At 48.5% G+C, this 14244-nt stretch carries 14 protein-coding genes; 4 read left to right on the top strand and 10 right to left on the bottom strand.

Annotated features, from left to right (window positions below; all coding sequences use genetic code 11):
• Positions 1 to 7: 7 nt before the first annotated feature.
• The 6 genes from B2633_RS05465 to B2633_RS05440 all read right to left on the bottom strand — a co-directional run bounded on the left by B2633_RS05465 (position 8) and on the right by B2633_RS05440 (position 6773).
• On the bottom strand, positions 8 to 538 hold the full coding sequence (locus tag B2633_RS05465; RefSeq protein ID WP_483169659.1) for an NfeD family membrane protein: 531 nt from the start codon (positions 536 to 538) through the stop codon (positions 8 to 10).
• A gap of 204 nt (positions 539 to 742) precedes the next feature.
• Positions 743 to 1414 (bottom strand): PspA/IM30 family protein, encoded by a 672-nt coding sequence (locus tag B2633_RS05460; protein WP_483169658.1) that lies wholly within the window; start codon positions 1412 to 1414, stop codon positions 743 to 745.
• 270 nt (positions 1415 to 1684) lie between these two features.
• On the bottom strand, positions 1685 to 2290 hold the full coding sequence (locus B2633_RS05455; protein ID WP_481040822.1) for a GerMN domain-containing protein: 606 nt from the start codon (positions 2288 to 2290) through the stop codon (positions 1685 to 1687).
• 244 nt (positions 2291 to 2534) lie between these two features.
• Positions 2535 to 4298 (bottom strand): vWA domain-containing protein, encoded by a 1764-nt coding sequence (locus B2633_RS05450; RefSeq protein ID WP_483169697.1) that lies wholly within the window; start codon positions 4296 to 4298, stop codon positions 2535 to 2537.
• 25 nt (positions 4299 to 4323) lie between these two features.
• The gene (locus B2633_RS05445) at positions 4324 to 5538 is read right to left on the bottom strand and encodes a magnesium chelatase ATPase subunit I (protein WP_483169657.1); all 1215 of its coding nucleotides are present in this window, start codon (positions 5536 to 5538) and stop codon (positions 4324 to 4326) included.
• A 449-nt stretch (positions 5539 to 5987) separates the two neighbouring features.
• On the bottom strand, positions 5988 to 6773 hold the full coding sequence (locus B2633_RS05440; protein WP_483169656.1) for a LytR/AlgR family response regulator transcription factor: 786 nt from the start codon (positions 6771 to 6773) through the stop codon (positions 5988 to 5990).
• A gap of 146 nt (positions 6774 to 6919) precedes the next feature.
• Here B2633_RS05440 and B2633_RS05435 point away from each other — a divergent pair, with 146 nt between their 5' ends.
• Entirely contained in the window at positions 6920 to 7795 is an 876-nt protein-coding gene (locus B2633_RS05435) for a radical SAM protein (protein ID WP_483169655.1), read from the top strand.
• Between the two features lie 120 nt (positions 7796 to 7915).
• Positions 7916 to 8563 carry a hypothetical protein gene (locus B2633_RS05430; RefSeq protein ID WP_483169654.1) on the top strand — a complete coding sequence of 216 codons (648 nt, stop codon included), beginning with the start codon at positions 7916 to 7918 and terminating at the stop codon, positions 8561 to 8563.
• 325 nt (positions 8564 to 8888) lie between these two features.
• Here the strand turns inward: B2633_RS05430 and B2633_RS05425 are convergent, their stop codons facing one another.
• Positions 8889 to 9191 carry a hypothetical protein gene (locus B2633_RS05425; protein ID WP_483169653.1) on the bottom strand — a complete coding sequence of 101 codons (303 nt, stop codon included), beginning with the start codon at positions 9189 to 9191 and terminating at the stop codon, positions 8889 to 8891.
• Positions 9192 to 9479: 288 nt separating this feature from the next.
• Positions 9480 to 9686 carry a helix-turn-helix domain-containing protein gene (locus tag B2633_RS05420; protein ID WP_481040833.1) on the bottom strand — a complete coding sequence of 69 codons (207 nt, stop codon included), beginning with the start codon at positions 9684 to 9686 and terminating at the stop codon, positions 9480 to 9482.
• Positions 9687 to 9841: 155 nt separating this feature from the next.
• On the opposite strand from B2633_RS05420, the gene B2633_RS05415 reads away from it, so the two are divergent.
• Complete coding sequence (locus B2633_RS05415; protein ID WP_481040835.1) at positions 9842 to 10225, top strand: helix-turn-helix domain-containing protein; 384 nt, start codon at positions 9842 to 9844, stop codon at positions 10223 to 10225.
• A gap of 329 nt (positions 10226 to 10554) precedes the next feature.
• Here the strand turns inward: B2633_RS05415 and B2633_RS05410 are convergent, their stop codons facing one another.
• Both B2633_RS05410 and B2633_RS05405 read right to left on the bottom strand, forming a co-directional pair.
• The gene (locus B2633_RS05410; RefSeq protein WP_483169652.1) at positions 10555 to 10971 is read right to left on the bottom strand and encodes a DUF1285 domain-containing protein; all 417 of its coding nucleotides are present in this window, start codon (positions 10969 to 10971) and stop codon (positions 10555 to 10557) included.
• A gap of 104 nt (positions 10972 to 11075) precedes the next feature.
• Positions 11076 to 13760: an aminotransferase class III-fold pyridoxal phosphate-dependent enzyme gene (locus B2633_RS05405; RefSeq protein WP_483169651.1), complete on the bottom strand. Its 2685-nt coding sequence runs from the start codon at positions 13758 to 13760 to the stop codon at positions 11076 to 11078.
• A gap of 193 nt (positions 13761 to 13953) precedes the next feature.
• On the opposite strand from B2633_RS05405, the gene B2633_RS05400 reads away from it, so the two are divergent.
• Positions 13954 to 14109: a hypothetical protein gene (locus B2633_RS05400; RefSeq protein ID WP_481040841.1), complete on the top strand. Its 156-nt coding sequence runs from the start codon at positions 13954 to 13956 to the stop codon at positions 14107 to 14109.
• The last annotated feature ends 135 nt before the right edge of the window (positions 14110 to 14244 follow it).

The following is a 14244-nucleotide window of genomic DNA, read 5'->3' as shown; positions in this document are numbered from 1 at the left end:
CCTCCTTTTACTGCTCTTCGTACAAAAAGACCTTCAAAACTCCATTCTCAACCTCAGCCACAACCACCCGGGTTCCCATCGGGAAGTCCTCTCCGTTGCAGCTGCAGGCGATATGATTGGTATTGCCTCCGCCTATTTTGACCAAAATTTCTCCAAACCCGTTTCCAGGGACCGGTACGCTCACAGTCCCGATTTTCCCCACCAGTTCCGCCATGGAATATCCACTGGAATTCTCCGCGTTTTTCATGGGCCTGACATTGACAAAATAGATCAATATGGAAAATATCAGGGCAATTATTACGGAAAACACGGCCACCGAAGCTGCGGCCAGCGAACTGATGCGTCCAAGCATAATGCCGGCTCCGCCAAAAATGGTGATGCCGCTGACCAGGACCACGGGACTGAGGAAATCCAAATGATCAAAAGAGAGGGAATGAAATATTCCTCCGCAGATATCGCCCAGCAAATCTCCGAAAATAATGGTAATGATGGCAAAAATCAGCCCTCCCCACAGGCAACCCCAATATAATGACTCCATTGGTTCTCCCTCCTGAAGGTAGTAAAACATTCCGTATACTCATGCACATAATCTGGGTAGATTTTTCCGAATTACTGGTTGCCGTCAATCGAGCTGGGTCCAGTATTGCTCACGCCTCCGCCTTGTACTCCGAAAAATCCACTCCAACTTTATACACAATTTACGAATGTTGTACCGGCCGGAAATGACAATGATATGGGGTGATTATTCGCCTGCCTCTAACTTGGCCTTTAATTCCGCCAATTCACGTTCAATGGCATCGCCGGCGCCCAGCGCTTCCAGTTCCTGATCCACCGACCGGCCGCCGCTCAAGTCTCCCGCGGCGATCTGGGCTTCAGCCTCCATTTGCAAAACCTTGGCTTCCATGCGTTCAAATCCCCCCCGGGAGCTGTCTTTGACGAAGCCGCGGGATGAATCTGCAACGTTCTTCTGAGCTTTGGCGGCTTGAGCGCGGGCGGCCAGGGTGTCGCGCCTGGCTTTGAGACGCTCGAATTCGTCCTTCATTTCCTGAAGCTGGATTTTAAGGCTATCGGCGATCTCCGCCATATGATCATATTGTTGTTTGTAATCGCTGGCTCTGGACACGTACAGATTCTTTTCCTTCAGGGCTTCCCGGGCCAGGTCTTCACGTTCTTTTTGCAGAGCCATCAAGGCCTGGTCAGAGCGTTTATCCGCCAAAGCGGCCGCTTCTTCATATAACCTTTTCAGCTTATGAACCACCACCAATTGCCTGGCAACGGCATTTTCGGCATCGGCGATGTCATCCCCCATATCCAGGAGATACTGGTTGAGAAGTATTACCGGATCTTCGGCCTTGTCCAGCAAAGCGTTCAGGTTGGCTCTAATGTTATCGTTAATCCGCTTAAAAAGGCTCATAATCGGACCACCTCCATCAATTTCATGAGCGCAGATTCAAAATATTAAATCCCGGTGACTTCCCTCCCTTCATTTGATTAATTTAGATTATATTTACAACGATACTACAAATTGCATGGATATCCAACATATAGTCGCGAAGGCCCCCCGGTCGAACCAGCGGAGGCTGCGAAGTATTGCGGCCTTGCGGCCATGAGCATTTCAAGCAAGGGCACGGCCTAAAACGGCCCTGCCCCTGCTTGCAGCCTTTTGCGTCGGCTTATCTGTTTATTATTTGGTCAAATCGTAGTTGGGAGCCAGAGGTTCGGATAAATCCAAATAATTGATCGAATCAGCATATTCACCGTCAATCATCAAGCTGACTTCTTTGACGGTAGGGTATTCACCCAGGGTATTAACCAGGGAATAAACCATGAGTTTGGCCTGCTCCTTGGTTGGCACATTGCGAACGTGATTGCTGACGTCTACTATGCACAGACCATCAGATTTGATGTTGATGTCCAGCAGTTGCGTACCCTCAGGAAACAACCTTACGTTTTCGGCCTGGGCAGGCCCCCGGAAAAGCTCCTGCACGGTTACTCGCGCCATGCCGGCAGTCTTCTCCACGCTCCTGCTTTCTGCAACCAGGCCTTTATTATCCTGGTCTCCATAATAGAGGGTGACGCTAATTTCTTCCTGAGTGGCAACCGGAGCTTCAGGAAGCAGATCCTGTATGCGCGTAGCCGGCTGTGGGGCGGGTTCCCGGTTTATAGATTGCTGCAGCAAGTCTTTAAGCTGCTGTACTTTATCAGCGCCCTGGTTGGAAGAACAGCCTCCACTGAGCAAACAGATGCCTAGTACAACTGCCGTCAGCGCAATAATCAACTTCTTTGCCATAAATATGCCTCCTCCAAAATATTCCTTTTAATTAATACTAAGCGCTGACGGTTATTATGAATCTTTTTATAAAATTATAAAAAAAGCGAGCACCTAACGGTGCTCGGTATGAAGGAGGAGTTATTAAAAAGAAAACTTAATTACATATTAGCAGATATGTCAATCAACTATTATACTATTGAAATTTTAGCAGAATCCCACGAATAATGTCAAACTCCTTATCAAGCAACAGCCGGTAACTACGTCATTGTTTCACTTCCTGCAGCTGTTTTTTCTCGCTGCGGACAATACTGATGAGGTTATCTTTGTTCAGGTCGTCAACTATATACAGGACCCCATGGGCGCGTTCTGCCACTTTTTCGAGGTATTGGCGGTAGGCCTCGATGCCGATGCACATAAATCTAATCTTGGCCTCTTCAATTTTTCCCGCCGCTTCCAGGGCATCCGCTTTGGCATCCATAGTCCACAGCGGGGTATTGGGCAAGCCGTCAGTAATCAGCACCAGCAAGGGGTTTCTCACCCGACTGTTTTTGATCAGATCTACTGCAGTCATAATGCCGCTGGCCAGAGGTGTCAATCCGGCCGGATTGATCATGGCCAACCCTTTCTTGAGAATCGACTGTTTCCGTGTAAATGGCACCACTACCTGACTGCTTCTTTCCTGAAAGATCACCACTGCCACTTTTTCCTTGCCGGACAGCAACAGGTGTTCCGCCAGGAAACAGGCGGCCTGCCTCTTATCCCCTGCCATGCTGCCGCTGGCATCAATCAAGAAGCAGATATCGACCGGCACATAAGTCTTTTTATCATAATAATGCAAATCATCTTTTTTAATGACCAGATGCTTATCGCCACGCAAAAAACTGTTTTTCTTGGCCTGAATAATGGTTTCCGGCACCGCCAGGTCACCGGACCAATTTTTGTCCGGGTTGTTTATGGTACGGTTGCGGTTGGTCAGTTCCACTGATGACATTTTGCTTTCCGACTTGCCCAGTTTTTTATAGCGGCCTTTTCCTCCGGCCGGCATTTTCCGGATATTGCGCCTGATTTCGGTTTCCAGTTCACACTTATTGGTTAAAACAAAATCTTTTAAAGCCTGCCCTTGCTTAGTTAATACCTTGCCGAACATAGTTTCTTTAATAATTCCCAGTTCTTCCAATTGTTCTATATCGTTTTCGATATCTCCCCATTTTTTCTTCTGCTGTTCGATGCCTTTGCGCTTCAAAATATTAGTGGAGTAATTTTCCATAAATTCTTCAATTTCCTCCACCCCGCCGAATTTTTCGGCCAGTTTTATGATCAGCTGATTAACATTTTCTTTATCGGGCAGCTGCCGGGCGTTTTGTCCCTTCAGTCTTTTCCAGGGCAGGCGCATGTATCCGGCGTAGCTTTCTTCCTCCCGTTTTTGATTGCCATGGGTTATATTCCGTACCCGGGACAGTTTTAATTCGTTATTGAGAATGAATTCTTCAACAATTTCTGCGATTACATAGACCAGATAATATTCTTCTTTTTGCAGCTGGGCCAGGATATGGACATGATCATGACCCTCGTCGGATTCGCTATAGGGCTGGATTTTTTCCTGCATCAATTCGTATACGGTACCTTTGCCCATAGCAGTGGTCAAGAATATCTTGGTGGCAAAGCCGGCTGCTATCTTAAAGCGCTCATCCTCCGCGTACTGAAGCTGGGGGTCTTTGACGATGAAATACTGATTAAACCCCCAAAAGATGGCCTTGGCCAGTTCAACCGGATCAACCTCGCCGGGCCGGTGAAACACATCCATGTGAACTACCTGACCTTCATCGACAAAATCCAAAAAGCATTTGCCCGCATCCCGGTTGGTGAAGATCTTAATCTGGCCTTTAACTCTTTTTTCCGGCATGCGGCCATGGGTATGGCAGCTCACCACCGTACTCTCGCCCAAACGAATGCCCTGACCCTGACCCAGATACAGTCCGAGGTAGTTGCCTACAGAAGCGGCCTTGTCGACTTTGGATTTTTCCATCCATGCCACTTTAGACCACTCCTCCCTAATAATCAGTCGGCGTCAGGTTCTTTTCGGTATTGATTAATTCACCGCGGCTTAAATCCTTCAATGAACGGGCATCATGCTGAAAATATTCAGGTTCTTCTTCCTCTTTTTTCTTTTCTTTACGGTTCTTGAAGCTTAAGATGCCTTCTTTGCTGCCCCGGGTGTCGAGGTCGTTAATGATGCGAACCAGGGTGTCACCGTCGACACGATGCTTCAATACCAGGGGTATGGTTTCGGTAACATCCGATATTTGTACCTTATCCCGGTTTTTTATTAAGCAGCGCAAAACCGATCCCTGCTGCATGGCCTCAATAGCCCTGATACTTTCCAGATTATGCTTGATATACAAGCGGGCAATGAAGTTGCGCAAAAAGTCAGGCAGCTCGGTCTTGTCATACTGCTCAGCCCAGCGGATGATCTGCTGGCGATAGGCGTCGTTTTTGCTTTCATCCACCTGTACTACTCTTCTTTGCTTATAGAGACGGGCTTTCTTCTGGTGAGAATTTTCCGCCAGCATATGAGAAAGAATATCCACTGAATGAGGCCTTCCCATATAGCAGACCATGTCAAAACGGTCTGACAACTGGCGCCGTATCTCCTCCAGCGGGCCCGGGTCTTCATCCGGGTTGGAGGCTGCCCACACCGATACATTAACAATGATCTCCACGGCCGGTAATCCGGCTTCTTCAATCTGCAGGTGTCCGGGTTTATTGCCCATCACATCCAACAGGATGTCAGTAATTTCTGGCGAAGTGTCTGCCAGGCGGTTGATTTCATCTATAAATAGAATTCCGCGGTGGGCTTGCGGGATCAAACCGGGGAGCATATGTGCTTCCGGATGATTAGGATCCGTCAACCTGGCCAGATCGATACTGCCTGCGACAGTCCCCACCTTGGCTGAGTGGGAGATCTCTAAGAACGGCATGGGAATCATTTCGGTGCCGATGGATTCGATTTGTTCCTGGGTTAAATAACGATGGTGGGGACAATGGGGATCATAGGGATCACAATTATATATGCAGCCTTTTATGCGTTCGATGGGCGGTAGGATACCCCGGGCAGATCTCATAATTGTGGTTTTACCAGTACCGCGCAACCCCTCAGCATGCACATGCAAAGGCTCACCAGCATATGTAGAAACGATGGACATCATTACCAGATTAAATAAGGCCTCGTTACCCTCATACCTTTCTAATACATAAAATGGTAACATTCTATCACTCCAATCTCGCCTGCGGCTATAGATCTCAACGACCTAAAGACGCCTATCCCCCAGTTTTATTTCATATTTTTCTCGGGAGTCTTTTGATGGACGACGTTCCGTCCCATCACCCATCCTGTTGCTCCTCTGTCTACCCTCCTCACATTTTTGTCTGTACGTACTAATACCCTAATTGTATATTAATAGATTTTGTGATTTTTTTCGCTAGGTTTGTTTTGTTTAGTAGTTTTCACGGGTTACTTTGACAGTTCAAATTGATGTCCGCACCAAAACCGGGTTTTAGTCAATTTTTCACCCCCAGCCCAGGACAAAAATCCTGTTTAATCATGCTTTCTTAAGATTATACCATTATCCATGCTCCGCGGTTTAGCACCATAAAGTTAATTATATGGTATGTACGGTATGTTTTTTATCCCCAGTGACACTATATTAAGTATAAATTAAATACCTAACCTGTGCCGCAATAATTTAGCTCTGGAACGGCTCAAAATTATGTCCCTTTCACAACCATGCAGGCGCAGGACATACGACCCTTCTCCAAAATTCAATATCTCTTTGACATAATTCAGATTAACCATGAAGGCCGGATGAGCACGGAAGAAATCGATTTCGCTAAGCTTGACGGCCAGTTCATTCAGGGTGAAGTTGCTGATGTACATCCCGTTGCGGGTGCATATGATCACCTTTTTTACCTGGCTCTCACAATATACTATGTCTTCCTCCTTCAGCAGGGTGATTTTGCCCTTGCCGCGCACCGGCAGAAGGTTAAAGGTCTTATTCGCTTGGCGGTATTTGCCTAAAATGAATTCTATTCTTTCCTTGAGTTTGATTTCCACTATTTCCTGGATGCGTTCCCGGTCAAGAAGGCGTTCCCTGGCCCGAAGCACCGACTTTTCGATGCGCTTGGATTCCACAGGCTTGACTAAATAATCCAGGGCTCCCCAGGCAAAGGCTTCAACCGCCCGTTCAGGCTTTTCACCCACCAGTGCCAACAGAGGAGCATCCTTCTGTTCAGCCCAGGCCGACACCGCTTGCCAGGCGCCCTCTTCCATTTCGCCGACATCCATTATAACCAGGTCGGCCAATTGTTCCCGGCTACATTTAAGTGAGGCCAGGCCGCTGACCGTTTCCCCAACAACTTGCACGGCTTTTATCTGTTCCAAAAGATATCTCAGCACAATGCGTTCTCTTTCCTGATCGGCTGCAATTAAAACCCGAAGGGGCATAATAATCCTGCTCCTTTGTATATCTTATTGTAAATATAGCCATTAAAAGCCCTGAAAACAACTGGAAATTAGGCTTTTGTATCTATTAAGCCTTCAAAAGCATTATACAATCTGCTATGTTTGATTTATATAAGGAGGTTTAAGCCATGCGTTATGAAGGAATTGTATATCGCCCGCCCAGCGAGGCCGGAAGCTTACTTATACAGGCCACCATCGGATGCCCTCATAACCGCTGCGCCTTTTGTTATTTGTACAAAGACAAGAAGTTCCGCGTCCGGCCTGTAGAGGATATCAAGGCAGATCTGCAAACGGCCCGGGAGTATTATGGCGAAGGGGTCCAGTCCGTCTTTTTCCCCGATGGCAACACCATTGTGATGAAAACTGAACAGCTGGTTGATATCTGCCGCTATGCCCGCGCCTGTTTCCCTCACCTGCAACGCATTACCGTGTACGGTTCGGCCAAGTTTGTGAATAAAAAAAGTCTGGAAGAACTGATAACCCTTAAAGAGGCCGGCCTGAACCGCCTCCATATGGGAATGGAGAGCGGGGATGATGTGGTCTTGAATGAGATCTGCAAAGGCACCAGCAGCGAAGAAATCATAGCGGCGGGATTAAAGCTCAAACAGGCTGGCATAGAAGTGAGCGAGTACTATCTGGCCGGGGTAGGCGGTAGAAAATACAGCCGGCAGCACGCCATCAACAGCGCCAAGGCCTTAAATGCATTCGTCCCCAGTTTTATACGCTTGCGGACATTTTTTCCCCAGCCCGGTACTCCTATGTATGAAGCCTACCAGAGCGGGGAATTCGAGCTGCAGACCCCTCACGAAACCCTGCGCGAGGTGAGACTGTTGCTGGAAAACCTGGAATGCGAAGGCAGCGTCTTTCTGAGTGACCACAGCAACAATTACTGCAATATCAACGGGATCCTGACAAGGGATAAAGACCGCATGCTGGCTGAGCTAGATGAGCTGTTGAGCTATGATGAACGCCTATTCAGGCCCCCGCATTTAGGGGTGCTCTAGCCTGAATCGGGAAGCGTCTGTGTCCCCCGGCCAAGTGTATATCGCGGAAAATGCCGTTAAACCATGGTTAATGGCTGCTCTTACCGTCGTTCCAGGCCTTTGCCGGCATGGAGGAAAACCATGATAAAAAAGACATTAATCTTTATTCTGGTACTAATAGTGCTCTATATCGTTGTGGTAAGGCCGTGGATGCTGCGCATGGGCGCCACCGATGAGGAAATCGGCGCTGCCATACCGGGTGATGGACTGGTGGCCGATCCCAACTGGAAATACACCCAGGCGGTCACCATAAATGCTCCCCGGGAAACGGTGTGGGCTTATGTGGTGCAGATGGGCTATAAGCGGGCGGGCTGGTATAATTGGGATTTTATCAATCGTATGGCCGGGCCGGGTTACTTTTATGAAGGCAACCAGTCAGCCAACCGTATCATTCCGGAACTGCAGGATCTGCGGGAAGGGGATAAGATCCATCTCACCCCGCAATTGGGGATGGAAGCCGAAAAGGTACAGCCGCCCCAGACCTTGATGCTGACCGGTAAGCAAAATGAGGACTACCTGGTGGCTTGGACTTATCAACTCCAGGCTGTCGATGAAGAAACCACCCGCCTGCTGGTGCGCTGGAGCAGCAATCAGAATGAAGGCTGGAGACTCAGACTGCTCAACTATCTGATCATCGAACCGGGCGGCGCGGGTATACAGCAATGGCAAAACCTGCAGGGCATAAAAATCCGGGCGGAAAAGGAATTTGAAGCAGGCGCAAGGCCCTGAATGCAGGAGTCAGGCGGTTTTTTGCCATTGGCCGGCTAATCTGTTTCACCTTTTTCACCACGCTTTTGTCAACTCCCAGTAGGATTGCAATGACGCGCTGCGATAACCTGGTATTCGGTCGCAGGTTTCCTCTGCTGTCTCGCCACACCCCCACCCCCGCCTCCGGCACCATTAATTCTATTAGTTATACCGTAAAGCGCGATAACGGACAGAAGAACCTTCCATGTATAACATTTCGGATAATACCTGAAACTTAAGAGTCTTAATCATATCTGGCGCAAAATTTATGATGGTTCAGGAGAGTGAAGTCGCTGAAACTTTAGCCCTATAGGCAATGTTTGACATTGGAATATGCTGTAAATGAATTGGGGTTATTTATTAATTGGGATAATTCTAAAGGCTTTGATGTTGGAATATCGCTTTGCTTTTCATATAGGCTATATGCCACCTGCCATCTTTCCCGCTCACTAGCCCTCTTTTTACATAAAAACAGTTGTATTTGTTTATGTCGTTGCCGGGCATGTTTTTCCACAATGATCAATGCTGCGTATAAAGATACATACAATGCGCCTTTGAATAAGTAAAAAATGAAAGTACCAAATAAAAACATTTCTTGTAATCTAGTCACTTTTTATCCTCCTCCTATTTACATTTTCTACCCCCCCATCTTTCCCGTGACCCAGTTAACAATTACTGCTACGTATCCAGGTAAATCCTGGTGAAAATATACAATGAACTAAACATTCCGGATATCAGTGAAACCGTAATGGCAAATGCAACTAACAGCCCTTTCACCGGTTTTCCTCCTTTCATCATTACTTAAAACATAGCAGCCATTATTAAATCCCTGGCTTTTTTCTGACGCTCCGTCCTCCTTTTGTTAACATTTCGAAACCAAGGGGCGAAAAAAAGCCCATTAATCGGACTTTTTGATTAATGAATCTGGGTTTGCTTGCAGTATTTTGCATATTTTAACGAATTCTTCAAGGGTGAATGGCCTTTTTCCATTTTCCTTCTGGTTGTATCCAGTTGCCGAAAGTCCGAGCTTTCGAGCTATTTCTCTTTGAGTCAATCCGCACCGAACCCGTTCGGCCCGAATGTTTCTCTCAATGGGAAAAGTCATTAACGTCTCCCCTCTATCGGTTAACTTTTTGCAACTCCGGTAATACCAAACTACCAGATCGGTAAATTTTTGTCAATAACTTTTGTTAACAAAAATCATTATTTCTTGCGCATTAAGTTAATTCGTGTTATATGTTTATTAGAATGTGTAAGAGGGTGGTAAAGATTAATAAAGACCTAAAACAGACAGGAGCAAATCAGACAGATGCAAAACAGCTAAGAGAAGTATTTGCCCAACGGTTAAAGGAAATAAGGGAAGAAAGGGGGTTATCTCAGGAGGATGTAGGCAAGATGGCTGGGGTATCAAAGGCAACTATATCCAAATACGAGGCAGCTTGTCATCCGCCCAAGCTGATCCATGCGGCGGCCATTGCCAGGGCCTTGAACGTAGGTTTTAGCTATCTGATTGGATTCACCGACAACCGCTATGTCCAAGAAACCAATATTTTAACAGACTTGTTTTTGTCGTTGTCGGACGATGGCAAAACAGAACTTTTAAACTATGCTAGATACTTAGAGACAAAAAATGCCAAGGAGTGAAAGTCTTTAGAAGAGGGCTGGAGGTCGCTAAAAAGGTCGGTAGGGCAGGCAAGGAAGAGGCAGATTGTGTCTAAAAGTCTGCCTCTCGCAACTCAATAAATCAATAGCAAAAATTCCTTCAAACGGCCAAATAACAGCACTTTGTGGTAAAAATGAGGGGTAGCCTCCCATATCTGCTATCATTGGGTAGGCCGTAATCTTTTGTGTAAAGTAAATTGCATCCCAAACATTTTTTCGAAATCTTACCGAAAGTTCTCACATAGTCTGCCGTCCCGGTGTAACGGTGTACAGTGTTTGCAGCCCCACGGGGTTTTATTACAGTCTAAAAGTTACTGTTCCTGCAAGGCGGGTGTGGCGATATAGACGTCATCACCCTGGAAGCGGAAGTACTGGCTCAGCTTCCAGTACACCCCGCGGCTCAGGCGGGTATCTGCTTCCCAGCGAAAGGATATATAGGGGACATCCCCTTTAAGAATCAAACGAACCTCTCCTTCCAGGTACATTTCCTGCAAGTCATGAAAGGTCAGTTTTATTCTGCCGTCCTCCTTGGAGTACCCGCTGGCCAAAAAGGGAACATCTTCGACTGTCAGAGGGTTGAAGTCGCTGCCCAGGCGGATGCCGTAGCTGCCGTCCTCAGCTTTTTCAATGTGCTGCGCTAAAATATTTAAAATATTGCGGCGAAACATTTCGGCTTCGCCGAAATACCATTTGCCGTTCTTTCTAATGGTTATTTCTGTTAGATCCATGCCCCTACCCCCTTGTTTTACCATCCGCTTTAAAGGCTGGTTTCACTCCTAATCATAACCTTTTCCGGCCAGTATCGCAAAATGCTGTGATGCATAGCAAGGCTCTACAGACTGCCCGCCTTTTTGAGAGTAACCAGAGAGTTCTGATATATGGCAGCGATATCGTCCTCATCCAATTCGTCATTGCCCATTTTTAACCCGGCCAGGCCAAAGCCGTGTTTGGCAGCCAGGCCGCGCAAATAGGTGACTGTGGATAAGCTCAGATTATTGCCGATGCTGTAATCCTGATAATCCCCTTCCAGGGCTAAGAGCATGGTTTCGGACAGGCAAGCCAGGGTGACCCCGTCCCGGTAACCCAGGTTAGCCCCAAATGCAACCTGGTCGGGCAACTGTACCAGTCCTCCCTCTAAAACCAATACATCGCGCCGGGAAGCTATGGTCTCGGGAGCCACATCGGCTGGCCGGGCCACATCGCATACCACTGCACCGGAACGCAGGTGATGGGGGAAGATCAAATACTCAGGCGAATTGCTGGCCGCCACAACCAGTTGGCAATCCGGCAGGGTGGCCTCCACATCCAGAGATAAATGCAGGGGGCAGCGCTGGCCCAGGCCGTCACACCACTCCTGCAGCATTTTATAGGATACCGGTTGACCGAGAGTCAGATGATTTTTCAAATCCCGGGTTAAGGCCGAAGATATCCTGGCACCGGTTTTAAGAGCACTATCCAGCCAGGCTGCCAATCCGCTCAAATTTCCTTGCTGGCAACGCTGCCAGGCCCAGCTCAGCAAATCAGCGGCCAATGAATTCAAGCGGTTCTGGCTGCTCTTTACATGGGCGGGATTTCCCAGCAAGGTGATATTGGCAATCTGTTCGGACAGCATCACCGCGCAAGCCCGGCCAATTGATCCAGTGGCCCCGACTACAGCACCGCGGGCTTGCTCCAGGTTTATTTTCATTTTGCCGGCTCCTGCGGCCAGGGCCTCCATGGCCATCAAGGTGGTAAAGCTGTTGCCGCTGGTAATGGCAACCCCCCTCCCCAGGGCGGAGCGCCCGCCCCGGGTCACCACCGAAGTCAGCGCCCCCAGGCCTATGATGCCGGCCCCCAGATCACGTCCAATGTCCACCGCTTTACGGATGGCTTCCACAGCCTCTTCCCGGCAGGAGCCCATGATTTCCCGGCCGCCATAAGGCACCCCGATCAGCCACCCCTCGGCAACGGTTCCGTCCAGGGAGCGGATGCTGGGCAGATGGCACACCACCCCGGGTTCAGCGGCGCGGCTTTCCCATTCCATAAAACGGAACAATTCCTCGCGGGAATAAGCATCGAATGAAGGATTGTTCAATACCACATCTTCAGGCCCGGGATAATGGATAATGAAGGCGAATTTCCTGCTCGGGGCTTCGTCGTTGTTTAGCTTGGAATATCGGGTTTGGCGATGCTTGCTGCGATAATCCACAATTTTGCCGGGAATGGCCGTATCCCCTATCAAATAGCGGTACAGCCTGCCATAATCCTTGTTGGCCATGATTCTGCAGATATCGTCTACCGCCTGGAGCACTCTGTCCATAGCTTCGTCTTCAATGGTCAGGGCGGGCTCCAGACGCAGGGTCATGGAATTATTCAGGTAAGGGGCCAGGCGGATATGATAGCAGTTTAATAAGAACCCGGTTAAAAGCGCGGAGAATCCGCCCTGGTCTACCAGATAAGACATATCATAAGAACCGCAGTCTCCCAGTTCATTGAACTCCAACCCCATCATCAAGCCCTGCCCGCGCACCTCTTTTACCACACCGGGGCAGCGGTCAGCGATGAGCTCAAGTTGTTCAAGCATATAGCTGCCTTTGCGTTTCACATCCTTGATCAGGGCCTGATCATCCTCCAGCAGCCGTTCTAAAACCGCCTGCCCCACCGCACAGGTTACGTTGTTATTGGCAAAGGTAGAACTGTGCAGCATGCCGAAATCATCGTTCCATACCCGGGGTGAGCTTATGCAGACGCCCATGGGCAGAAGGCCGCCCCCCAGAGCCTTGGCCAATAAAAGCACATCAGGCTCAATGCCGTCATGCTCACAGGCAAACAAACGCCCGGTACGCCCCAAGCCGGTCTGTATCTCATCGACAATAAAGACCGCCCCGTGCTCCCGGCATAAAGCCTGGGCGTCGCGGAGATAGCCTGGCTGGGCAACTATGATGCCTCCTTCGCCCTGTACAGGCTCCACAATAAAAGCAGCAATCTCTCCATCATGGGCTTTAAACACATCCTGCAAAGCCTCTATATCATTGTAGGGCACTCTTACGAATCCGGGGGCCGGCGCCCGGAACGGCTCCTGGTAGGAGCTCTTGCCGGTTGCCGACAAAGCCCCCAGGGTCTTGCCGTGAAAACTATTGGTGGTTGACACGATCAATGCCCGGCCGGTAGTGGACCTGGCCAGTTTTATGGCCGCCTCCACTGCTTCAGTGCCGCTCTGGCAGAAAGTGGAGTAGCACAGGTCACCGGGGGTAAGTTCTGCAAGCATATTGGCCAGTTTTAAGGCTTCCGCAGGCAGAGAGGGCTGACACAGGCTGGGAATGCCGGCCTGGCGCACCATTTCCAGGCGTTCCCATATAAAGTCGGGGTTGTAGCCAAACGGAACCGAACCATATTGAGCTATGAAATCCAGATAGCGGATACCTTTATCATCTATCAAATAACTGCCCTGGCCGACGGTATAAGTTTTATCCAGGCAGAAGTTTTCCAGGACATCTTTGAGGGTAGGATTCAGAAGATCTCTGCGCAGGTTATTCATAAAGGCCTCCTTTTGGATGTGCACATAATTGTGCAATAGTTTCTGTTATATACATTCTAGTTAATAATGGCCCTTTGTCAAATTTAAAGCGGGTTTTAAGTAAATTTTTTGCCAAACACATAAAAAATATGAATGCTGGAATAATAATGGCAGAGTCCCCACTTCTGGAATCTGGAATAAGGAGGCCATAAAAATGAGTGATGAGTTCAGACAGGACATCAAAGACGCTAACGATATAGAACTGAGAAGCTTCAGCTTTCTTCGCAGCGGCTGGTGGATTCTCCACATTGTCTCCATTGCTGTGGTTTTCTACCTGGGTTGGATGTTCGGAGGCGCTATATTTCGATAAGGACGTCAAAGAGACAGGACGGGGGTTTGCGATCGTGCCAATCGAAACCCCCGTCCTGCTTTTTTCCGGCTTTAAATTCAATACCTTTTAGGGAGATTTAAATCCCGATAATTACCATTCCTGGGGCAGTTGTTT

This window comes from Syntrophomonas sp. UBA1041, from assembly GCF_002316705.1.
Classification (GTDB): domain Bacteria; phylum Bacillota; class Syntrophomonadia; order Syntrophomonadales; family Syntrophomonadaceae; genus DTU019.
The sequence above is the reverse complement of the archived record's forward strand: the minus strand, read 5'-3'. Positions and strand labels throughout refer to the sequence as shown.

Excerpts from the sequence above, each read along its gene's own strand:
- B2633_RS05465 (WP_483169659.1), bottom strand. The coding sequence starts at position 538 with ATGGAGTCATTATATTGGGGTTGCCTGTGGGGAGGGCTGATTTTTGCC.
- B2633_RS05445 (WP_483169657.1), bottom strand. The coding sequence starts at position 5,538 with ATGTTACCATTTTATGTATTAGAAAGGTATGAGGGTAACGAGGCCTTA.
- B2633_RS05410 (WP_483169652.1), bottom strand. The coding sequence starts at position 10,971 with ATGGATCTAACAGAAATAACCATTAGAAAGAACGGCAAATGGTATTTC.
- B2633_RS05440 (WP_483169656.1), bottom strand. The coding sequence starts at position 6,773 with ATGCCCCTTCGGGTTTTAATTGCAGCCGATCAGGAAAGAGAACGCATT.
- B2633_RS05430 (WP_483169654.1), top strand. The coding sequence starts at position 7,916 with ATGATAAAAAAGACATTAATCTTTATTCTGGTACTAATAGTGCTCTAT.
- B2633_RS05420 (WP_481040833.1), bottom strand. The coding sequence starts at position 9,686 with ATGACTTTTCCCATTGAGAGAAACATTCGGGCCGAACGGGTTCGGTGC.
- B2633_RS05455 (WP_481040822.1), bottom strand. The coding sequence starts at position 2,290 with ATGGCAAAGAAGTTGATTATTGCGCTGACGGCAGTTGTACTAGGCATC.
- B2633_RS05460 (WP_483169658.1), bottom strand. The coding sequence starts at position 1,414 with ATGAGCCTTTTTAAGCGGATTAACGATAACATTAGAGCCAACCTGAAC.
- B2633_RS05405 (WP_483169651.1), bottom strand. The coding sequence starts at position 13,760 with ATGAATAACCTGCGCAGAGATCTTCTGAATCCTACCCTCAAAGATGTC.
- B2633_RS05400 (WP_481040841.1), top strand. The coding sequence starts at position 13,954 with ATGAGTGATGAGTTCAGACAGGACATCAAAGACGCTAACGATATAGAA.
- B2633_RS05450 (WP_483169697.1), bottom strand. The coding sequence starts at position 4,298 with ATGGAAAAATCCAAAGTCGACAAGGCCGCTTCTGTAGGCAACTACCTC.
- B2633_RS05435 (WP_483169655.1), top strand. The coding sequence starts at position 6,920 with ATGCGTTATGAAGGAATTGTATATCGCCCGCCCAGCGAGGCCGGAAGC.